This is a genomic window from Streptomyces sp. NPDC040589 (assembly GCF_055594445.1).
On the sequence record NZ_JBVIWP010000003.1, the window covers coordinates 253277 to 274294 of the forward strand.

At 69.6% G+C, this 21018-nt stretch carries 18 protein-coding genes and 1 tRNA gene; 5 read left to right on the forward strand and 14 right to left on the reverse strand.

Annotated elements, in window-relative coordinates; all coding sequences use genetic code 11:
* Positions 1 to 49 precede the first annotated feature (49 nt).
* A complete protein-coding gene (locus tag ACZ58V_RS13705; protein WP_468190137.1) occupies positions 50 to 1105 on the forward strand; it encodes a LacI family DNA-binding transcriptional regulator in 1056 nt (351 codons plus the stop codon).
* Positions 1106 to 1127: 22 nt separating this feature from the next.
* Here the strand turns inward: ACZ58V_RS13705 and ACZ58V_RS13710 are convergent, their stop codons facing one another.
* The 5 genes from ACZ58V_RS13710 to ACZ58V_RS13730 all read right to left on the reverse strand — a co-directional run bounded on the left by ACZ58V_RS13710 (position 1128) and on the right by ACZ58V_RS13730 (position 5324).
* Positions 1128 to 2318 (reverse strand): MFS transporter, encoded by a 1191-nt coding sequence (locus ACZ58V_RS13710; RefSeq protein ID WP_468190135.1) that lies wholly within the window; start codon positions 2316 to 2318, stop codon positions 1128 to 1130.
* A gap of 96 nt (positions 2319 to 2414) precedes the next feature.
* A tRNA-His gene (locus ACZ58V_RS13715) sits at positions 2415 to 2487 on the reverse strand.
* A gap of 114 nt (positions 2488 to 2601) precedes the next feature.
* The gene (gene orn / locus ACZ58V_RS13720) at positions 2602 to 3204 is read right to left on the reverse strand and encodes an oligoribonuclease (protein WP_468190133.1); all 603 of its coding nucleotides are present in this window, start codon (positions 3202 to 3204) and stop codon (positions 2602 to 2604) included.
* A 135-nt stretch (positions 3205 to 3339) separates the two neighbouring features.
* Complete coding sequence (locus tag ACZ58V_RS13725; protein WP_468190131.1) at positions 3340 to 4614, reverse strand: helix-turn-helix domain-containing protein; 1275 nt, start codon at positions 4612 to 4614, stop codon at positions 3340 to 3342.
* Positions 4615 to 4991: 377 nt separating this feature from the next.
* Positions 4992 to 5324: a hypothetical protein gene (locus tag ACZ58V_RS13730; protein ID WP_468190129.1), complete on the reverse strand. Its 333-nt coding sequence runs from the start codon at positions 5322 to 5324 to the stop codon at positions 4992 to 4994.
* Positions 5325 to 5629: 305 nt separating this feature from the next.
* Here ACZ58V_RS13730 and ACZ58V_RS13735 point away from each other — a divergent pair, with 305 nt between their 5' ends.
* Positions 5630 to 6157 carry a universal stress protein gene (locus ACZ58V_RS13735; protein WP_193478238.1) on the forward strand — a complete coding sequence of 176 codons (528 nt, stop codon included), beginning with the start codon at positions 5630 to 5632 and terminating at the stop codon, positions 6155 to 6157.
* A gap of 142 nt (positions 6158 to 6299) precedes the next feature.
* Positions 6300 to 6863 carry a GPR1/FUN34/YaaH family transporter gene (locus tag ACZ58V_RS13740; protein WP_468190127.1) on the forward strand — a complete coding sequence of 188 codons (564 nt, stop codon included), beginning with the start codon at positions 6300 to 6302 and terminating at the stop codon, positions 6861 to 6863.
* A gap of 156 nt (positions 6864 to 7019) precedes the next feature.
* Here ACZ58V_RS13740 and glmS read toward each other — a convergent pair whose 3' ends face one another.
* Together glmS and ACZ58V_RS13750 are read right to left on the reverse strand one after the other, a co-directional pair.
* Positions 7020 to 8837: a glutamine--fructose-6-phosphate transaminase (isomerizing) gene (gene glmS / locus ACZ58V_RS13745; RefSeq protein ID WP_189723840.1), complete on the reverse strand. Its 1818-nt coding sequence runs from the start codon at positions 8835 to 8837 to the stop codon at positions 7020 to 7022.
* Between the two features lie 12 nt (positions 8838 to 8849).
* Complete coding sequence (locus tag ACZ58V_RS13750; protein WP_184592987.1) at positions 8850 to 9107, reverse strand: hypothetical protein; 258 nt, start codon at positions 9105 to 9107, stop codon at positions 8850 to 8852.
* A gap of 150 nt (positions 9108 to 9257) precedes the next feature.
* On the opposite strand from ACZ58V_RS13750, the gene ACZ58V_RS13755 reads away from it, so the two are divergent.
* A complete protein-coding gene (locus ACZ58V_RS13755; RefSeq protein ID WP_471290107.1) occupies positions 9258 to 10838 on the forward strand; it encodes a purple acid phosphatase family protein in 1581 nt (526 codons plus the stop codon).
* Between the two features lie 31 nt (positions 10839 to 10869).
* On the opposite strand, the gene ACZ58V_RS13760 is transcribed toward ACZ58V_RS13755, so the two are convergent.
* Positions 10870 to 11751 (reverse strand): DUF4429 domain-containing protein, encoded by an 882-nt coding sequence (locus tag ACZ58V_RS13760; RefSeq protein WP_471290108.1) that lies wholly within the window; start codon positions 11749 to 11751, stop codon positions 10870 to 10872.
* A 95-nt stretch (positions 11752 to 11846) separates the two neighbouring features.
* Between ACZ58V_RS13760 and ACZ58V_RS13765 the strand changes: the two genes are divergently transcribed.
* Positions 11847 to 13430 (forward strand): beta-N-acetylhexosaminidase, encoded by a 1584-nt coding sequence (locus ACZ58V_RS13765; RefSeq protein ID WP_471290109.1) that lies wholly within the window; start codon positions 11847 to 11849, stop codon positions 13428 to 13430.
* A gap of 159 nt (positions 13431 to 13589) precedes the next feature.
* Here ACZ58V_RS13765 and ACZ58V_RS13770 read toward each other — a convergent pair whose 3' ends face one another.
* The 6 genes from ACZ58V_RS13770 to ACZ58V_RS13795 all read right to left on the reverse strand — a co-directional run bounded on the left by ACZ58V_RS13770 (position 13590) and on the right by ACZ58V_RS13795 (position 20792).
* Entirely contained in the window at positions 13590 to 15359 is a 1770-nt protein-coding gene (locus ACZ58V_RS13770) for an IucA/IucC family protein (RefSeq protein WP_471290110.1), read from the reverse strand.
* On the reverse strand, positions 15356 to 15907 hold the full coding sequence (locus tag ACZ58V_RS13775) for a GNAT family N-acetyltransferase (RefSeq protein ID WP_471290112.1): 552 nt from the start codon (positions 15905 to 15907) through the stop codon (positions 15356 to 15358). The genes ACZ58V_RS13770 and ACZ58V_RS13775 overlap by 4 nt, the downstream gene beginning before the upstream one ends.
* A complete protein-coding gene (locus ACZ58V_RS13780) occupies positions 15904 to 17181 on the reverse strand; it encodes a lysine N(6)-hydroxylase/L-ornithine N(5)-oxygenase family protein (protein ID WP_471290114.1) in 1278 nt (425 codons plus the stop codon). The genes ACZ58V_RS13775 and ACZ58V_RS13780 overlap by 4 nt, the downstream gene beginning before the upstream one ends.
* Positions 17165 to 18607 carry a lysine decarboxylase DesA gene (gene desA, locus ACZ58V_RS13785; RefSeq protein WP_471290116.1) on the reverse strand — a complete coding sequence of 481 codons (1443 nt, stop codon included), beginning with the start codon at positions 18605 to 18607 and terminating at the stop codon, positions 17165 to 17167. The genes ACZ58V_RS13780 and desA overlap by 17 nt, the downstream gene beginning before the upstream one ends.
* A 148-nt stretch (positions 18608 to 18755) precedes the next feature.
* Positions 18756 to 19625 (reverse strand): siderophore-interacting protein, encoded by an 870-nt coding sequence (locus tag ACZ58V_RS13790; protein ID WP_471290118.1) that lies wholly within the window; start codon positions 19623 to 19625, stop codon positions 18756 to 18758.
* A gap of 123 nt (positions 19626 to 19748) precedes the next feature.
* Positions 19749 to 20792: an ABC transporter substrate-binding protein gene (locus ACZ58V_RS13795; protein ID WP_471290120.1), complete on the reverse strand. Its 1044-nt coding sequence runs from the start codon at positions 20790 to 20792 to the stop codon at positions 19749 to 19751.
* Between the last annotated feature and the right edge of the window lie 226 nt (positions 20793 to 21018).

The following is a 21018-nucleotide window of genomic DNA, read 5'->3' on the forward strand; positions in this document are numbered from 1 at the left end:
AATTCCAGGCCAGCCGCAGAGTGCGGGTGTGGACGGGAAGGCGGAGCCCATGGCAAGCCACGGAGCGCGGGGCCGAAGCGGTGGCCGGCCCACCCTCGAAGAGGTGGCGGCGCGCGCCGGTGTCGGCCGCGGCACCGTCTCCCGGGTGATCAACGGCTCTCCCCGGGTCAGCGACGCGACCCGCGCGGCCGTCGAGGCGGCGGTCGCGGAGCTCGGATATGTCCCGAACACCGCCGCGCGCGCCCTGGCGGCGAACCGTACGGACGCGATCGCGCTGGTCGTACCGGAGCCGGAGACCCGGTTCTTCGCGGAGCCGTACTTCTCGGACATGCTGAAGGGCGTCGGGGCGGCGATCTCCGACACGGAGATGCAGCTGCTGCTGATCTTCGCGGGCAGCGACCGCGAACGCCGCCGCCTCGCCCAGTACTTGGCGGCCCACCGGGTGGACGGCGTCCTGCTGGTCTCCGTGCACGCGGACGACCCGCTGCCCGACCTGCTGGCCCAGCTGGAGATACCGGCGGTGATCAGCGGCCCGCGCTCGTCGGCGGAGACCCTCCCGTCGGTCGACTCCGACAACTACGGCGGCGGCCGCCAGGCCGTCGAGCACCTGTTGTCCGGTGGCCGCCGCCGGATAGCCCACATCACCGGCCGTCTCGACGTCTACGGTGCCCAGCGCCGTATCGAGGGCTACCGCGACGCCCTGAGCGACGCGGGCCACGAGGCGGACGAGGCACTGATCGAGGCGGGCGACTTCACGGAGGAGGGCGGCCGCCGCGCCATGGCGGCCCTGCTGGAGCGCCGCCCCACCCTGGACGCGGTCTTCGCCGCCTCCGACGTCACCGCGGCCGGTGCCCGCCAGGCCCTGCGCGAGGCGGGCCGCCGCATCCCGGACGACGTCGCGCTCGTCGGCTACGACGACTCCGCCATCGCCCGCCACATGGACCCGCCCCTCACCAGCGTCCGCCAGCCCATCGAGGAGATGGGCCACGGCATGATCGACCTCCTGCTCACGGAGATCGCCGACCGCCGCCCCTCGGCATCCCGGGGCCTGGAACGACGCCAGATGGTCCTGGCCACGGAGCTGGTGTCGCGGTCGTCGTCGTGACGGGGGCCGCCGTCCGCGGGAGTCACGTCCTGGCCGGTGCCGGACGCCGCAGCACATAGGCGGCCGCCGTCGACACCAGGACGGCCATGCACGCGATGAACACCAGGCCCGCGCCCTCCAGGCCGACGGGGCCCGTCAGCAGGCCGACGCCGATCACCGGGACCGAGATGCCCGCGTAGGCCACCACGAACAGGGTCGAGATCACCGCGGCCCGCTGGTGCTCGGGCGAGGCCTCGGCCACCTCGGACAGCGCGCCGCGGAACGCCAGTCCCTGCCCGGCCCCGCCGATGAGCGCGCTCAGCACCACCAGGGCCATCAGGTCCCACCGCAGCGCGCCCGCGAGCAGGGCGAGCCCAGCGAGGAGCCCGGCGCAGCCCAGGGGCAGGGAACGCCGTACCCCGACCCGGCCGACCGCGAGTTGGCCGGCGGTCGAGGCGAAGAAGGCCAGCGCGACGATCAGCCCGCTCACGGCGTGGTCGGTCACGCCCAGGGACTCGGCGAGGAACTCCGGGCTGACCGACGTGAACACCCCGAACAGCGCGAACCCCACGAACGAGGCGGTCGCCGCGGGCCCGAACACCGCCCGCACCCGCGGGGGCAGAGCGGGCCGCCGCGGCCGGACGGTGCGCAGCGGCCGCCGCTCCCGCACGGTCTCCGCGAGCCGCAGCAGGACGGCGGCCGAACCGGCCACCAGGACGAGGTGCGTGACGAACGGCAGATACAGCGGCCAGGGGGCGTACTGCGCGAGCACCCCGGACAGCAGGGGACCGCAGCCCAGTCCGCCCATGTTGGCGGCTGTCGCCACGAACGTGGCCCGGGCGGCGCCGCCCTCGGGCGCCAGCTCCATCACGTACGCGGTGGCCGCCCCGGTGAACAGCCCGGCGGACAGTCCTGACAGCAGCCGCCCCGCGTACAGCCAGCCGAGCCCGGTGGCGCACAGGAAACAGACGGCGCTCGCCGCGGCGAGGCCCAGGCCGCACAGCAGAACCGGGCGTCTGCCCACGGCGTCCGAGGCGTTGCCGACCAGCAGCAGTACACCGATGACCGCGAAGGCGTACAGGGCGTACACCACGGTCACGGTCAGCTCGGAGAACCCGAACTTGTCCTGGTAAAGGGGGTAGAGGGGAGTCGGCAGCGTGGTGCCGGCCATGCAGACGGCGAACACCGCCCCGCTGAGCACACACGCGCGCCACCCTCGGCATCCACCGTCCATGGCGCTGACGGTAGCCCCGCCTGCCACGCAGCCCCGGAGAGGCGCGCAAAAAGCTTCAGCCGGTGGCTTCGTCGAAGCCACCGGCTGAATACTCAGGGTGAGTGACGGGACTTGAACCCGCGACTTCCTGGACCACAACCAGGTGCTCTACCAGCTGAGCTACACCCACCATGACCGGCTTGGAGGTCTGTGACTTCCTGACCGGCCGAGAAAAAGTGTACAGGGTCCGAAGGGGTGCTCGCGCCCACCTTTCCCGGCGCTCCCCGACGGGCCCCCGGCGCGCCTACTGAGCAGGCAGAACGTGCTTCGCGGCGATCTTCTTCGCGGTGTCCGAGTCGGGCCCGGGCTGCGGGACGAAGACGGCCTCGCGGTAGTAGCGCAGCTCCGCGATGGACTCGCGGATGTCGGCGAGCGCGCGGTGGTTGCCGTTCTTCTTCGGGCTGTTGAAGTACGCCCGCGGGTACCAGCGGCGGGCCAGTTCCTTGACCGACGAGACATCGACGATCCGGTAGTGGAGGTAGTCCTCCAGCGTCGGCATGTCGCGCAGCAGGAAGCCGCGGTCCGTGCCGACGGAGTTGCCGCACAGCGGGGCCTTGCCCGGCTCCTTGACGAACTCCCTCACATACGCCAGGACCTGCTCCTCGGCGTCCTTCAGCGTCGTGCCGTCCGGCAGCTCGGCGAGCAGCCCGGACGCGGTGTGCATCTGGCGCACCACATCCGGCATCGTCTCCAGCGCCCGGTCCGGCGGCCGGATGACGATGTCCACGCCTTCGCCGAGCACGTTCAGCTCGGAGTCGGTCACGAGGGCGGCCACCTCGATGAGCGCGTCGTCCGACAGCGAGAGGCCGGTCATCTCGCAGTCGATCCACACCATGCGATCGTTCATGTGTCTAACCTTACGGCCCACTGCCCCGGGCTCGGCCCGGCCGTGCAGTGACCTTGTCGTCGAAGGTCCGCCCTGCTCCGGAAACGGCGCCGGGCCCGCGGGGAGGGCTTCCTCCCCCCGGGCCCGGTCACCGGCTCACGTCGCGCTGCGCTGTCCCGGCAGACTCGCCCGGGCCGATATGTAGGCCTCCCGCCCGTTGTCGGACGCGGCCGAAGCCGACAGGGGCGGGGACGATCCGACCGCGCTCGCGGCCGCCGTACGGCGGGACTGCAGCGGGACCGGGTGCTCCGGGTGGAGCGGGGCGGGCGCCTGGCCGGGATGCCCCGTGTGGCCGGGCATGCCGCCCCCGGGACCGCCCGGTCCGCCGTCGACGTCCTGGGGCCGCTCGGCCTGCGGACGCCGGGCGCGGTACGCCGCCCGGTACGCGGCCGGGGACGAGCCCAGCTGGCGGCGGAAGTGCCCGCGCAGGGCGACCGGCGACCGGAAGCCGCAGCGACCCGCCACCTCGTCCACCGAGTAGTCCGACGTCTCCAGCAGGCGCTGCGCCTGGAGGACCCGCTGCGTGATCAGCCACTGCAGCGGGGCACTCCCGGTCAGCGAGCGGAAGCGGCGGTCGAACGTACGACGGCTCATGTACGCGCGTGCCGCCAGCGTCTCCACGTCGAACTGTTCGTGGAGGTGCTCCAGCGCCCAGGCGACGACCTCCGCGAGCGGGTCGGCGCCGATCTCCTCTGGTAAAGACCTGTCGAGGTAGCGCTCCTGGCCGCCCGACCGGCGCGGCGGGACCACCAGGCGGCGGGCCAGCGCGCCGGCCGCCTCGTTGCCGTGGTCCGTCCGCACGATGTGGAGACAGAGATCGATTCCGGCCGCGGTGCCCGCCGATGTCAGGACGTCCCCGTCGTCGACGAACAGCTCGCGCGGATCGACGTGCACCGACGGGTAGCGTTTCGCCAGTGTCGGCGCGTACATCCAGTGTGTCGTCGCGGGCCGGCCGTCCAGCAGGCCCGCCGCCGCGAGGACGAAGGCGCCGGTGCACAGCCCGACGATGCGGGCACCCTCCTCGTGGGCGCGGCGCAGCGCGTCGAGCGCCTCGTCCGGTGGCGGAGAAGTGATCGAACGCCAGGCCGGCACGACGACCGTGCCCGCGCGTGAGATCGCTTCCAGGCCATGCGGTGCGCTGAGTTCGAGGCCCCCTGTGGTCCGCAGTGGGCCGTCCTCACCCCCGCACACCAGCAGTCGGTAGCGCGGCACGCCGGCGTCCTGGCGGTCGATCCCGAACACCGACAGTGGTATGGAACTCTCGAAGATGGGGCCGCCGCTGAACAGCAGCACCGCGACGATCTCCTTGCGGCGTCGCCCGGAAAGCTTCCGGACGCCGGCTTCCGGCGCGGCAGTGGAGTCGTGGCTCATACTGCTAAGCCCCCCTCGGTGGTCGCGGCTCCTCGGTTGTGTCGCTCCTGCACGTTTCCCCTCGGTCCTGCACGAGTCCCCCGCCGTAGACAGTCAAGATCGAATCTACTGTGTGCCGTCGCGCCGAGGTGGCCGGTTCGGCACTCGGCGCATTGTCGACTTGGCAACTTGGCGTGAAGCATTCGATCACGAAGCGTTGCACTCGTGGGGCGTGCAGGGAAGTGCGCCTTGTCGCAGTGGCCAATCCGCGTAGGGTGCGCAGGTCCCCTGAGGCCCTTTCCGTGCAGGTCGAACGAGGGTTGGGGGGTGCTTCGGCGGGGTGATGCACGGGGGCGAGAAGTTGGCTGAAAACCATCGTGCACGTGCACTGAAACCGGTCAGCCGACCGGTGTATCTCCTCCAGTGTGCCGTCCGCCCCGGTGCGACCCCGTTCCGGTGCGGTGGTGCCGGCCCCGGTGGGGCGCCCGGTCCTCCGCCGCCAGCCGGGCCGCACCACGCTCCGACTGGCGCAGCAGCACCCGGCAGGCGCCTGTGACGGCGGCGAGCCCGAGGGCCGTGCCGGCGGCACCGGCCAGGGAGCTGCCGTAGCCGAGGAGCACGACCGGGACGAGCAGGCAGCTGAAGGCCGCCCAGCGAACCACATCCGTCGCGGTGTCCCGCGGCGGCGGGGCCGCGCGGTCCGCCTCGGAGGCGATGCTGGGTCCGGACATGGGTGCTCCCTGTGGCGTGACTCACGGGGTTCAACGCGCGGAGGGGGCGTCGGTCACTGGGCGAGCGGATCACCCCCACGGGTAAGTGAATCCTGTGCAAACCGCCTGTACAACGCAGCAACCATTGCGTTACGGGCGTCGCCTCGTGCATGCTCCCTGGAACCCGCACGCACCGTGAGCGGGATCTGGGCTAAGGAGGCGTGCCGCCGTACCCTTGGGGGTATGGGGTTGGGAAGACCATTCCCGGACACAGCTCCGCCGCACACTGTTGTCCCCCATATAAGGATCACAACGCCGAGACAGCCATGGCCGGTCACGAATTCTTCGAACCAGCGGACCGCAAGCGGCCCGTCGCCGATCCCACGGCGGCCGAGCCCCTGGCGGCACAAGAGCCACGCCATTCCTGCGATCCCGCCTTCAAGCACGGCGTCGTCGTCGGATTCGACGGCTCCACGTCCAGTGAGCGCGCCCTGGCCTACGCGATCGGCATGGCCCATCGCTCCGGGTCGGGCCTGATCATCGTCCATGTCGCCAACCGGCTGCCGACCACGGTGTGGGCCGGCTGCGAGCCGCCCGTCTTCGTGGACGTGCCGGACCACCGGACCGAGGTGCTCGGGCTGGAGCTGGCGTGTGCGGAGTACCTCGCCGAGGTGCCCTGGATCCTCGTCGAGCGGGGCGGGGACATCTGCCACGAACTCGAAGAGGTCGGCCGGGAGTACGAGGCCGACGCGATCGTCGTCGGGTCGAGTCACGGCATCGTGGGACGCATCTTCGGCTCGGTCGCGGGACGGCTCGCCAAGCGGGCGCAGCGGCCGGTCATGGTCATTCCCTGATTCTCGGACTCCCTGAGCGTTCCCCGCGTACGGGCTTCCCCTGTGCAGCGCGTAAAACTACTTGCGCGTAGAGGTGTTTGTGCCCTTGTGAAGGGCATATACGGTGCACCGCACAACTGCACATGCACGAAGGGAGCCCGCCGTGGACAAAGACGTCTCCGCGGGAAGCGGAATCACGACCGTGGTCGGTCGACTCGCCCTCGGAATCACCCTGTTGGCCTTCGGGTTGGGGCACACGGCCGTCATCGACGGTGTGTCAGCCACTGACGCCGCGTCAATCGCCCGGTATGTGGGCGGCGTCGCCCTCTTCGTCGCCGGGCTGATGGCCCTCCGGGAGGGGGACTCCGCCGGGGGTACGGCGTTCTCGGTGCTCGGGGCGCTCTGGTTCACGTGGGCCGTGGCGGGGGAGGCGTCCGCCAACGCGGCAGGCTTGTTCCTGCTGTTGTTCGCGCTGGTGGCGCTGTCTCTGACGCTCGCGGGTGGTGACCAGCTGGGTCAGGGGATGTACGGGCTGTTCTTTGTCGGCCTGTTGCTCATGGCGATCGCGAGTTTCGCCGGCAACGGCGGGCTCGTGAAGGTGGGTGGCTGGTTCGCCGTCGCCGCGGGGGCGGTGGCCTGGTATGCGGCGACCGCGGCTCTGGCGCACTGGCCTACGGCGGTTCCGCGACGGCGTGCTGCCGGTCGGGGCGTGACGGCCACCGGCTGAAACTGGCAGCCGGCGCTGGGGTATTGGGCGGCCCCGGCGTGTGAAAACGGACCCCCTGTGCGCTGGTGGCAGCACGTGGGGGTCCGTCCTCATTGTTTGGCCTGTGCGGGTGCGTGGGGGGTGCTCGCGCAATTCCCCGCGCCCCTGAGAGGCCAACTACTCAACCGTCACCGACTTGGCCAGGTTGCGCGGCTTGTCGATGTCCCGCCCGAGCGCCAAAGCCGTGTGGTACGCCAGGAGTTGGAGGGGGATGCCCATCAGGATCGGGTCGAGTTCGTCCTCGTTCTTCGGGACGACGAGCGTCTCGTCGGCCTTCTCCTGGTGCTGGTGGGCGACCGCGAGGATCTTGCCGCTGCGGGCCTTGATCTCCTCCAGTGCCGCGCGGTTCTTCTCCAGCAGGTCGTCGTCGGGGACGATCGCGACCGTGGGGAGGGCCGGCTCGATCAGGGCCAGCGGGCCGTGCTTGAGCTCGGAGGCGGGGTAGGCCTCGGCGTGGATGTAGGAGACCTCCTTGAGCTTCAGGGAGGCCTCGCGGGCCACCGGGTAGCCCCGCACCCGGCCGATGAAGAGCATCGAGCGGGCCTCGGCGAACTGCAGGGCCAGCTTCTTGACGTCCTCCTCGTGCTCCATGATCTCGGCGATCTGGGCGGGCAGCTTCCGCAGGCCCGCGATGATCCGCTTGCCGTCGCGGACCGAGAGGTCGCGGGTGCGGCCCAGGTGCAGGGCGAGCAGGGCGAAGGCGACCGTGGTGTTGGTGAAGCACTTGGTGGAGACCACGCAGACCTCCGGCCCGGCGTGGACGTAGATGCCGCCGTCGGCCTCGCGGGCGATCGCCGAGCCGACCACGTTCACCACGCCCAGGACCCGCGCGCCCTTGCGCTTGAGCTCCTGCACCGCGGCGAGGACGTCGTAGGTCTCGCCGGACTGGGAGACCGCGACGTAGAGGGTGTCGGGGTCGACGACCGCGTTGCGGTAGCGGAACTCGGAGGCGGGCTCGGCGTCGGCGGGGATGCGGGCCAGTTCCTCGATCATCTGGGCGCCGATCTGGCCCGCGTGGTACGAGGTGCCGCAGCCGAGGATCTTCACGCGGCGGATCCGGCGGGCCTCGCGGGCGTCCAGGTTGAGGCCGCCCAGGTGCACGGTGGAGAAGCGGTCGTCGATGCGGCCGCGCAGCACGCGGTCCACGGCGTCGGCCTGCTCGTGGATCTCCTTGTGCATGTAGGTGTCGTGGCCGCCCATGTCGTACGACGCCGCTTCCCACTCCACGGTGGTGGGCTCGGCCGTGGTGCGGGTGCCCTCGGTGGTGTAGGTGCGGAAGTCGTCGGCCTTGAGGGTGGCCATCTCGCCGTCGTCCAGGGTGACGATCTGGCGGGTGTGGGCGACCAGCGCGGCGATGTCCGAGGCGACGAACATCTCCTTCTCGCCGATGCCGAGGACGACCGGGGAACCGTTGCGGGCGACGACGATCCGGTCGGGGAAGTCGGCGTGCATGACGGCGATGCCGTACGTGCCCTCGATGAGCCGGAGGGTCTCGCGGACCTTGTCCTCCAGCTTGGTGGCCTGCGAGCGGGCGATGAGGTGGGTGAGGACCTCGGTGTCGGTCTCGGAGAGGAACTCGACGCCGTCCGCCTCCAGCTTGCGGCGCAGGTCGGAGGCGTTGTCGATGATGCCGTTGTGGACGACGGCGACCTTGCCCTCGGCGTCCAGGTGCGGGTGGGCGTTGACGTCGGAGGGGGCGCCGTGCGTGGCCCAGCGGGTGTGGGCGATGCCGGTCGTGCCCTTGAAGCGGGCCGGGACCTTGGCCTCCAGGTCGCGCACGCGGCCCTTGGCCTTGACCATCTTCAGGCCGGACGTCTTCGGGGACGTGACGACGATGCCCGCGGAGTCGTAGCCGCGGTACTCCAGGCGCTGGAGGCCCTCCAGGAGGAGGGGCGCGACGTCACGCTTCCCGATGTAACCGACGATTCCGCACATATATACGTATTCCTAGCCGTAGACGATGCGCCGCAGCTGCCGGAGCGAGAGTTCCGGCGGTGCCACCGCGCGATATTTCAGGTCCGCCTCGATCCGTTCGAAGATCGCCGTGTTCACCAGGCCCTGGGCCTGGAGCTCACGGTGGCGGCGACGGACGTACTCCTCGGTCGTCTCGTCGAAGTACGCGAGCACGTCCTGGATCACGCGCAGCGCCTCGCCCCGGCTGAGGGGGCTGGACCGCGTCAGATGATCAACGAGTTCGTCGTGCACTCGCTAGATCCTGAGGCACCGGCGATGCTTTCGCAAGAAATCTGCCCGGTTTCGGGCAGATGAGTGTTGGAACACTTATGGGACGCCCATGGGAGTCTGATGGGTGATTGTTCCCCGGGCGGATGTGTGAGGGGAGCAATTTGTGGCGCCATGGACATTCCTCGTATGGGCGTACCCGAGCGGCTCGCCGAGCGCATGAGCATGGCCGAGCAGCACGAGTACCTGCGCGCCGGATTCTCCCGGCGCACGATGATCAGAGGCGGTGCCGTCACCCTCGGCGCCGTCGCGGGTGGCGTCTTCGTTCCCGGAGCCACCGCCCAGGCGGCCGTACCGGTCGCCCGCACCGCCCCCGCGGCCGAGACCGTCGACGGCGCTTTCGTCGCCCCCTTCGGCCGCCACCTCGCCTACGGCGCCGACCCGCGCACCGAGATGACCGTCTCCTGGCAGGTCCCGGTCGCCGTCAAGAAGCCGTTCATCCGGATCGGCGCCCACCCCACGGACCTCTCCCGGAAGATCGACGCCGAGGTCCGCACCCTCTTCACGCCCGCCGGCGTCGGCGCGAGCGGCGACCACACCCAGTACTACGTGCACGCCGAGCTGGCGCACCTGCGCCCGGGCCGGACCTACTACTACGGCGTCGGCCACCAGGGCTTCGACCCGGCCGCACCGCACCTGCTGGGCACCCTCGGCACCTTCACCACCGCCCCCGCGCACAAGACGCCGTTCACCTTCACGGCCTTCGGCGACGAGGGCGTCAGCTACCACGGCCTCGCCAACAACAGCCTGCTGCTCGGCCAGAACCCGGCCTTCCATCTGCACGCCGGTGACATCGCCTACGCCGACCCGTCCGGCTCGGGCCAGACCTCCGACACCGGCTTCGACTCGCGGATCTGGGACCAGTTCCTCGCCCAGACCGAGTCCGTCGCCAAGTCCGTCCCGTGGATGCCCGCCTACGGCAACCACGACATGGAGGCCTGGTACTCGCCCAACGGCTACGGCGGCGAGGAGGCCCGCTGGAACCTCCCGGGCAACGGCCCCGACAAGAAGAACCTGCCGGGCGTCTACACCTTCGTCTACGGCAACACGGCCGTCATCTCGCTCGACGCCAACGACATCTCCTTCGAGATCCCGGCCAACCTCGGCATCTCCGGCGGCACCCAGACCAAGTGGCTGGAAGCCCAGCTGAAGAAGTACCGGGCGTCGCAGGACGTCGACTTCATCGTGGTCTTCTTCCACCACTGCGCCTACTGCACCTCCACCTCGCACGCCTCGGAGGGGGGTGTGCGCCAGGAGTGGGTGCCGCTGTTCGAGAAGTACACGGTGGACCTGGTCATCAACGGTCACAACCACCAGTACGAGCGCACGGACGTCATCAAGGAGAACAAGGTCGCCAAGAAGCTGCCGATCGGCGGCACGGCCTACCCCGAGACCGACGGCGTCGTGTACGTGACGGCCGGTGCGGCGGGCCGCAGCCTCTACGCGTTCACCGCCCCGCTGTCGTACGAGGGCAACGAGCACGACGTGGACTCCGTGGCCTCGTTCGTCAACGTCAAGGGCGGCAAGCAGAACGAGACCGTCGCCTGGTCCCGGGTGCGCTACCTCGACTACTCCTTCCTGCGCGTGGACGTCACCCCCGCGCCGAAGGGACGGACGGCCACGCTGAAGGTGCGCGGAATCGCCGAGAGCGGTGAGCAGGTGGACCACTTCACCATCGCGCGCCGCGCGAAGTAGCGGCCCGGGGTGTTCCGGGGTGTCCGGGGCGTTACATGCGCTTGAGGACGGCCTGCTTGGCGAGCGCGAACTCGTCGTCCGTCAGCACGCCCGTGCGGTGCAGTTCACCGAGCTCGCGCAGGCGGCGCAGCAGGGCGTCGTGGTCGTCCTCGGCGGGTGCGATCGGGAGGGAAGGCATTTCCGGTCGCGCGGCAGGCACGTCGGGGGCGGTCCCGGCCGGGTGCGGAAGCCTGGCCTGGACCGCCGCCGCGACCAGGGCCATCAGCGGGTCCTTCTTGAAGCCCCACAGCTCCACGGCGTTGGGGTCGTACTTGGGCGGGGCCTTGGTGGGAGCGTTCCGCACGGTGAAGCGGACATAGCCGTTCTCCAGGCCGGCCGCCGGCTGCCATTCCACGCCCGTGATGTCGCCGAGCGCGAGCGTGCGGGCGCCGGCGGCGGCCTTGGCGTCCTCCGTCTTCCAGTTCCATTCCAGGCGTATGCGCTCGCCGTCGAAGCTGGCCGTGCCGTCTCCGGCGGAGACCGACAGGGGGACGGAGGGACCCGGCAGCAGGTACGCGGTCACCGGGTCGCTCGGCACCTGGTCCAGGAGCAGCGCGCTGCGCACCTCGTCCGTGAAGTACTCGGCGACCCCGTAGCGGTCGGACTCGACGAGCAGCTGGTACGGGTCATGGGGCTCGGCGAGCCGCCCGCCGGTCGCGTGCAGCAGGGGATCGGCACCGTCGCGCAGGCGCAGCCGCAGACGCCCGCTCTTCTTGCCCTGCTCGAACGAGATGCCCGCCAACGCCCCGAGCGGGACGACCAGTTCACCCAGTTCCCTGCGCAGCAGGCTGACGTTCTTGTCCCGTCCGGGAGTCAGTCGCAGGGCGTCGCCGTCGAAGGCCCATGTGCCGTCCTTCTGGATGATTTCCGCCATGGGGTGGATTGTTCCACCAGTCTCACGAGAGAGTGGTCCAGACCTCTTAGGGCTCAATGGCTCGTTGAAGGGACACGCTTGTGAGAGACGGCCGTGTGAGACAGCACCACAGAACGCTCCGCCTTCTCGGTTCCCTGCTGCTGGTCGCGATGGGCGTCTCCGTGACCGGAGCCGCCCCCGCACCTGCGGCCTCGCCCACCCCGCTCGACCGTGTGGTCCCCGCGCCCGCCTCGGTCGCCCCGAGCGGGTCCGCCTACCGGATCACCCGCGGCACGCACATACGCGTCGACGGCTCCCGCGAGACCCGGCGCATCGGCGAGTACCTCGCGAAGATCCTCCGGCCCTCCACCGGTTACCGCCTTCCCGTGACCGACCGTGGCGCCGGAGGCATTCAGCTGCGGCTCGCCAAAGGCCCGTTCGGCGCCGAGGGCTACCGCCTCGACAGCGGACGCAAGGGCGTCACCATCACCGCGGCGGGGCCCGCCGGCCTCTTCCACGGCGTGCAGACCCTGCGTCAGCTGCTCCCGGCGGCCGTCGAGAGGGACTCCGTCCAGCCCGGCCCCTGGCTGGTCGCGGGCGGCACCGTCACGGACACCCCGCGCTACGGCTGGCGCGGCGCGATGCTCGACGTCTCCCGGCATTTCTTCACCGTCGACCAGGTCAAGCGCTACATCGACCAGTTGGCCCTCTACAAGATCAACAAGCTGCACCTTCACCTCAGCGACGACCAGGGCTGGCGCATCGCCATCGACTCCTGGCCGCGGCTGGCCACCTACGGCGGTTCGACCGAGGTCGGCGGTGGGCCCGGCGGCTTCTACACCAAGGCCGACTACAAGGAGATCGTGCGGTACGCGTCCTCCCGCTACCTCGAGGTCGTCCCCGAGATAGACATGCCCGGCCACACCAACGCGGCCCTCGCCTCCTACGCCGAGCTCAACTGCGACGGTGTTGCTCCGCCGCTCTACACCGGGACCGAGGTGGGCTTCAGCTCGCTGTGCGTCGGCAAGGAGGTCACGTACGACTTCGTGGATGACGTCGTTCGGGAGCTCGCCGCGCTGACTCCGGGCAAGTACCTCCACATCGGCGGCGACGAGGCGCACTCCACCAGCCATGAGGACTACGTCGCGTTCATGGACCGGGTGCAGCCGGTCGTCGCGAAGTACGGGAAGACGGTCGTCGGGTGGCACCAGCTGACCGGGGCGACGCCGGCGGAGGGGGCTCTCGCGCAGTACTGGGGGCTCGACAGTACGAGTGCGGAGGAGAAGGCGCGGGTGGCGAAGGCCGCGCAGGGCGGCACGGGGCTGATTCTGTCGCCGGCCGACCGGGTGTATCTCGATATGAAGTACACGAAGGACACGCCGTTGGGGCTGTCGTGGGCGGGGTATGTCGAGGTGCGGCGGTCTTATGACTGGGATCCCGGGGCGTATTTGCCGGGAGTGCCGGGCGGGGCGGTGAAGGGGGTCGAGGCGCCGATGTGGTCGGAGACCCTGGAGAACTCCCGGCAAATCGAGTTCATGGCGTTTCCGCGGTTGCCTGGCGTGGCCGAGTTGGGGTGGTCTTCGGCGGCTTCGCATGACTGGTCGCGGTACAAGGTGCGGCTTGCTGCGCAGGCTGAGCGGTGGAATGCCCTGGGGATTGAGTGGTATCGGTCGCCGCAGGTTCCGTGGGGTGCGCAGTGATTCGTCCGCGGGCCGGTGGGGGCTGGTCGCGCAGTTCCCCGCGCCCCTAAAAGATGCGCGGTTCCCCGCGCCCCTAAGAGATGCGCCGTTCCCCGCGCCCCTAACAGAGACGGGCACCCCCGGAGGACCGTACTCCGGGGGTGCCTGTCTGCTCGTGGGTCAGAACTCGGCGATCGGGTTCTGCAGGGTGCCGATCAGTTGGAGGGCGCCGGAGGGGTCCGACAGGTCCACCATCTGTTCGTTGTTGCGGAGTTGGAGGCGGTTGAGGCAGGAGAGGGAGAACTCGGGGGCGAACATGTCGTACTGCTTGAACTTGTCGGCGAGTTCGGGCCTCGACTCCTGGTAGGCACGGGTGACCTCGGCGACCGTGCGCCAGAAGTCGTCCTCCTCCATGATCCCCTCGGTGGCGAGGTTCGCCGCGAGGAAGCGGAAGAAGCAGTCGAAGACGTCCGTGAAGATCGACAGGAGCTTCTTGTCCTCCGGGACCTCGACGCGCAGCCGCTCGACCGTCGGCGGCAGTACCGCGTCCGGGTCCATGACGGCGATCTCCTCGGCGATGTCCTTGTAGATCGCGCGCTGCACGACCCCGTCCTCCAGTACGAGGATGACGTTCTCGCCGTGCGGCATGAAGACCAGGTCGTAGGCGTAGAAGCTGTGGAGGAGGGGCGTGAAGTAGGCCTTGAGGTAGTGGCGCAGCCACTCCACGGGGGTGAGGCCCGACTGTTCGATCAGCGCGCCGGCGACCGAGGCACCCTCGTGGTCGACGTGGACCAGGGACGCCATCGTGGCCAGGGACTCGCCCTCCTGGAGCGAGGGCACCGGGCTCTCCCGCCACAGCGCGGCGAGCATCTTGCGGTACGGCGAGTAGCGGTCGGTCGCCTTCTCGTACTCCAGGTGCCGGTAGCCGACCGCCGCGCGCTCCTTGATGATCGACAGGCCCGTGGACTTCAGCACCGGGTCGCCCTCGATGAGCTGGGCCAGCCAGTCGTTGATCGCCGGGGTGGCCTCCATGTAGGCGGCCGATAGACCGCGCATGAAGCCCATGTTGATGACCGACAGCGCGGTCTTGACGTAGTGCTTCTCCGGGCTCGTCTTGTTGAAGAAGGTCCGGATGGACTGCTGGGCCAGGTACTCGTCGCCGCCCTCGCCCAGGCACACCAGGTGCCCGCGGGCGACCTCGGCGGCGAAGGTGACGGTGAGCTTGTTCCACCACTGCCAGGGGTGGACCGGGATGAGGAGGTAGTCCTCGGGGTCCTTGCCCTGGTCGCGCAGGACGCCGCGGAAGCGCTCGACGGTCGCCTCGCCCAGCTCCTCGCGGAGGAACGACTCGTACTCGATGCCGACACCGGCCGTGAACGCCGCCCGCGAGCGGTGGGCCGCGAGCCAGACGAGCCGGACCGGGCTCGCCGTCTCCGGCGCGTACGACAGGTACTCGTGGATGCCGAAGCCGAGCCGCCCGTTGTTGGCGACGAAGCAGGGGTGGCCCTCGGTCATGCCGGTCTCGATGGCCTGGAAGTCGCCGCGTGCCAGCTCGGCGGCCGTGATGTTCGGCTTGGTGAGCTTGTAGCAGGTACCGGAGAGGGTGGAGGAGATCTCCTCCAGGTAGACCGGCAGGATCTGCTCGCTGAGGCCGAGGGTGTCCTTCAGTTCGATGAAGAAGTCCAGGGCCGCGAGCGGAAGCTCGGCGCCGTCCCGGTGCCGGGTGATCGAGCCGGCGTCCACCTGCCAGTGGTCCAGGGCCCGGCGGGTTGCGGAGAAGGCGTACTGGGTGAGGCCGTCGTCGCTGCGGACGACGAAGCGCTCCCCGTCCTTCTCGGGGGTGATGAGCCGCTCGTGCGCGAACTCGGCGAGTGCTTTGCGGATCAGCAGGCGGTTGGCCTGGCCCCAGCGCTCGGGGGACAGGTGTGCCACGGCGTCGGACAGGGTCATATCGCCACTCCTCGGGCAGCCAGGTACTGGTCACGCGTGCAGAAGCTGAGCAACGCGCGCTTCTCCGGCTTGTCGATCTCGCGCTCGGCCACGAAGCCGACGGCCTCGTTGAGCGCGTGTACTGCCTTGTTGCTGACGTCGGGCTCCACCACGACCCGGCGGGTGCGCGGGTCGGCGAACAGCTTGTCCATCACGGCGGTGATGACGGCCTTGGTGAAGCCGTGGATCGGCCGGTCGGTCGGCGCGACCAGGAAGTGCATGCCGACGTCGCCGGGCTCCGGGTCGTACAGGCCTTCCAGCTCGACGTACCGGGGGTCGTACGACTCCATCAGGAACGCCGGGCGGCCCTCGTGCAGGCCGAGGTACGCGTGGTGGTACTCGTGCGCCGCTATGCGCATGTACTCGCGCTCGACGTCCTGCAGTTTCGCGTCCTGCATCATCCAGTAGGACGCCTTGGGGTGCGTGACCCAGGAGTGCAGCAGCTCGGCGTCCTTCAGGGGGTCGAGCGGGCGGACGGTCAGGGTGCCGATGCCGGTCGTGGCGCTCATACCGCGAACTCCTGGAAGGCGATGGTCTTCTCGACCGGGTAGTACTCGCTGCCGAGCAGCTCCCGGATGATGTACGCGTTCCGGTACGGGCCCATGCCCAGGTCGGGGCTGGTGATGCTGTGGGTGTGGACACCGGCGTTCTGCAGGAAGACGCCCCGGCCGGTGACGTCGACGGCGTAGTTGCGGGCGACGTCGAAGTTGCCCTGGGAGTCGTAGACCAGGCGGTCCTTGACGGGCGCGAGGAACTCCGGCTCGGCGTACTTGTAGCCGGTGGCCAGCACCAGGCCCTCGGAGTCCAGTTCGAAGTCCTTGCCCTGTTCCTCCTGGCGGAAGCCCAGCGTGTACGTGCCGTTCTCGTACGTCGCGCTGTTCAGCGAGGCGTTGGTGAGCAGCCGCGTGGGCACCGGGCCGCCGAGGTTCTTCTGGTAGAGCAGGTCGAAGATCTCGTTGATGAGGTCGCCGTCGATGCCCTTGAACAGGCCCTTCTGCTCGGCCGTGAGGCGGTAGCGGGTCGCCTCCGGCAGCTCGCGGAAGTAGTCGACGTACTCCGGGGACGTCATCTCCAGCGTGAGCTTGGTGTACTCCAGCGGGAAGAAGCGCGGGGAGCGGGTGACCCAGTTCAGCCGGTAGCCGTGGACGTCGATCTCGCTGAGCAGGTCGTAGTAGATCTCGGCGGCCGACTGGCCCGAGCCGACCAGCGTGATCGAGTCCTTCTTCTGCAGCTCCGCCTTGTGGCTCAGATAGCGGGAGTTGTGCAGGAAGTCGCCGCCGAGGTCCTGGCAGGCCTCGGGGACGTAGGGCGGGGTGCCCGTGCCGAGGACGAGCCGGCGGGCGCGGTAGACGTCTCCGGCCTCGGTCTGCACGACGTAGAGGTCGTCCTCGTAGCGGACCTCCGTCACCGTCGTGTTGAAGCGGATGTTGCTCAGCTTGTTCGCGGCCCAGCGGCAGTAGTCGTCGTACTCGACGCGCAGCGGGTAGAAGTTCTCGCGGATGTAGAACGAGTACAGCCGGCCCTTCTCCTTCAGGTAGTTCAGGAAGGAGTACGGGGACGTCGGGTCGGCGAGGGTGACCAGGTCCGACATGAACGGGGTCTGGAGGTGGGCGCCGTCGAGGAACATCCCCGCGTGCCACTCGAAGTCGGGCTTCGACTCCAGGAAGACGCCGTCGAGTGCGTCGATGGGTTCGGTGAGGCAGGCCAGTCCGAGGTTGAAGGGGCCGAGCCCGATCCCCACGAAGTCATGGGTTTTGGTGGGGTTTTCAGGACGCGCGGTCAAGGGACTCTCCCAGGTACTGCTCGGCATGGCCGGCGATCAGATCGAGGACGGCGGCGATGTCGGACGCCTGCGTCTCGGGGTTGAGCAGGGTGAACTTCAGGTAGTGGCGGCCACCGACCTTGGTGCCCGCGACGATGGCGTCACCGGAGGCGAACAGGGCCTTGCGGGCGTAGAGGTTGGCGCGGTCGATCTCGGAGGGGTCTGTCACGGCCGCCGGGATGTAGCGGAAGACCAGGGTGGACAGGCTCGGCTCCACGACCACGTCGTAGCGCGGGTCGGCGGCGAGCAGCGTCCAGCCCTCCCGGGCCAGCTCGCACACCTCGTCGAAGAGCTGCCCGATGCCGTCGGCGCCCATGGTCCGCAGGGTCATCCACAGCTTGAGGGCGTCGAAGCGGCGGGTGGTCTGCAGGGACTTGTCCACCTGGTTGGGGATACGTTCCTGCACCATGCGGCGCGGGTTGAGGTACTCCGCGTGGTAGGTGGCGTGCCGGAGGGTGGCCGCGTCCCGGACGAGCACGGCGGAGGAACTCACCGGCTGGAAGAAGGACTTGTGGTAGTCCACGGTGACCGAGTCGGCGCGCTCGATCCCGTCGATGCGGTCCCGGTGCTTCACGGAGGCGAGCAGGCCGCAGCCGTAGGCGGCGTCGACGTGCATCCAGGTGCCGAACTGCTCGCACAGCTCGGCGACCTCGGGCAGCGGGTCGATGGAGCCGAAGTCGGTGGTGCCGGCGGTGGCGACGACGGCCATGGGGACGAGGCCGGCCTCCTTGCAACGCTCCAGCTCGCGGGCGAGGGCGACGGTCTGCATGCGCTTGTCGTGGTCGACGGGTATGGAGACCACGGCGTCCTGGCCGAGTCCGAGCAGCTTCGCGGACTTCTTCACGCTGAAGTGGCTGACCTCGGAGGCGAAGATGCGCAGTTTGGCGAGGGAGTCGGTCTTTGCCTCTTCCCTCGCGAGCAGCAGGGCCTGGAGGTTGGACTGGGAGCCGCCGGAGGTGAACACGCCGTCGGCGGCGGGGCCGAGGCCGATGCGCTCGTTCGTCCAGTCGATCAGTTTCCGCTCGATGAGCGTTCCGCCGGCCGACTGGTCCCAGGTGTCGAGGGAGGAGTTGACGGCGGAGAGGACCGCCTCGCCGAGCACGGCCGGGATGACGACCGGGCAGTTGAGGTGGGCGAGGTAGCGGGGGTGGTGGAAGTAGATCGCGTCCCGGAGGTAGACGTCCTCCAGTTCGTCGAGCACCGCGGCGGTGTCGTGCAGCGGCTGGTCGAGGTCGATCTCCTCGATGCGGGGGGAGAGGGCGTCGACGCTGACGCCGGTGAAGGGCCGGTCGGTGGCGGCGAGTTTGGCGGCCACCCGCTCGACTCCGTCGGTCACGGAGCGGCGGTACTGCTCCGCGGTGGTGTCGTTGAGCAGGTGCGAGCGCATGTGGGGGTCCTCCGGTGGGGACAGTCCGGTCGGGACAGGGGTGGGCTGAGCCGCGAGGTGAACTTAGGTAAGCCTAACCTAAGTTGCATGAGGGGAGGGCTGGCTCTGCCGTGACTGTGGTCACGCGTGGGTCATCGATGAACGCCGGTCATCCTTCCGCGCGTAGCTGCTCCTCGCTCACGCCGCTGCGCCAGTAACCGACGAACGTCACCCGGCGGCGGTCGATCCCGCGCTCCCGTACGAAGTGCCGGCGCAGCTGCTTGACGCAGCCGGACTCGCCGGCGATCCAGACGTACGGCCGCTCGGCGGGCGGGAGCTGGGCGTTGCGGAGGGTGTCGAGGACCATGGGGGAGCCCTCGACGGTCTGGGGGGTCTCGGGGGTCTGGTTCTTGACGAGCCAGGTGATCTCGACGTCGGCCTCGGTCACCAGGTCCTGGATGTCCCCGGCGTGCGGGACCTCAAGCCAGACCCGGGCACGGGTGCCGGCCGGCAGTGCCTCGACGATGGCGGAGGCGGCCGGTACGGCGGTCTCGTCGCCCCAGACGACCACGAGGTCGGTGTCCTCGGGCGGCCGGAAGCGGATCGCCCGGTTGTCGGACATGGCCGGGCCGAGCAGCAGGACCCGGTCCCCGGCGGCGGCCCGGTCGGCCCAGCGGGAGGCGGGACCGGCCTGGACCGAGGCGCCCGGCTCGATGCCGTGCAGGGCGAAGTCGATGTCGATCTCGTCCGGGTCGCGGCGCAGTGCGCGCAGAGTGTAGGAGCGCATCACGGCGCGTACGTCGTCCGGGAGTTCGCGCCAGCCCTGCCACCAGCCGTCCCCGAGTTCGAGCGGCACGACCGGCTCGGGCTGCCCGGGGTGCGGCAGGAACAGCGACAGCGACTGGTCACGCCCGTCGGAATGGAAGGCGTGCAGATCGGGCCCACCGAAGGTGACACGGACCAGAGACGGACCGAGCCGCCTCGTCCGCACGACCTGGAGGGAAAAGAAACGGAACGGGGCGGCCACGGCGGTGGTCATGGGGGCTCCTGAGTTGTGGTCAGGGGGTTTGGCGGCGTACCTCTAGGGGCGCGGGGAACTGCGCGACAAGCCACATGCGGCCCGCAGTCGCGGCCGTTGAGCAGCCCCCAGGGCGCTGAGCTCCTAGCTGACCTTCTTCGCGCTCTCGATGGCCTTCGCCAGGTTCTCCACCAACGGCACACACTTGTCGTACGACAGAATCGGCTCGGCCGACCGTGAGATGACCTGCCCGGCCTTCACCGCCGGCAGCTTCTTCCACGTCGCCTCGGTGATGTCCGCCGGCTGAATCGCCGAGGAGCGGTCGTCCATCATGATGACGTCCGCCCCGTACTTGTCGACGTTCTCCCAGCTCAGGCTCTCGAACCAGCCGCCACCCTGCGCCTTGGCCTTCTCCGGCGGCTCGACGAAGTTCACGCCGAGGGCCTTGAAGTACTCCAGGTCGACGGAGAGGTTGGTGCCGGAGACGTAGAAGAGCTCCTGGCTCGCGGAACCGACCAGCACCTTGATCTCGGGGTGCGCCTTGGCGGCCTTGCGCAGCCGCTCGGAGGCCTCCTCGAACCGCTTCTTGGCGTCGGTGGCCTTCGCGGACTTCACATCGCCGCCGAGGGACTCGGCCAGCTCCCACATGCGCTGCAGCGGCTGGGTGAGCTGACGGTCGTAGACGGAGACGCCGACGCTCGGGGCGAGCTTGGCGATCTTGTCCTTCGAGGCCTCCGGGACGTACCAGAGGGTGCCGGCGTCGTCGAACATCGTGCTGATCAGCACGTCGGGGGCGAGGGCGGCGTACTTCTCGATGCTGAACTGGTCCCAGGTGTTGCCGAGGATGGTCACCTTGCTGATGTCCATGTCGCCGGCCTGGACGTCGGGCTTGCCGTCCTGCGTCTTGGTCGGGCCGAAGACGCCCTTGACGGAGACGCCGTAGTCGTGGAGGGCGGCGGCGACGCCGGTGAAGGCGACGATGTTCGCGGGGGTCTGCTTCAGCTGCACGGACTTGCCGCGGTCGTCCTTGAAGGACCACGGGCCGGACTTGGCGCCCGCCGCCGCGTCCGAGTCGCCGTCCTTGGAGTCTCCACTGCCGCAGGCGGTCACGAGGGCGCCGAGTCCGAGGGCACCCCCGGCGGCGAGGATGCCGCGACGGGAGAGGCGGGCGGTTCTGGCGTTCGACATGGCTGAGTCTGCTTTCGTGCGTACGGAGCCACTGCGGGCACGGCTGGCAGCCGCTTGGCTGGAATCAAGCTTAGGCTAGCCTAACCTCACACGGTGTCCAGGGGGCCACTGGTGTCAGTGCCCGGGGGGAGGGGGCGGGATGCCCGCAGGGCCGGTGATCCGGATCACGAAGGCGTATGCCCGCCCTGGTGTCCTTGCTTTTCGCGGTATCTGAAATCCCGCCGGA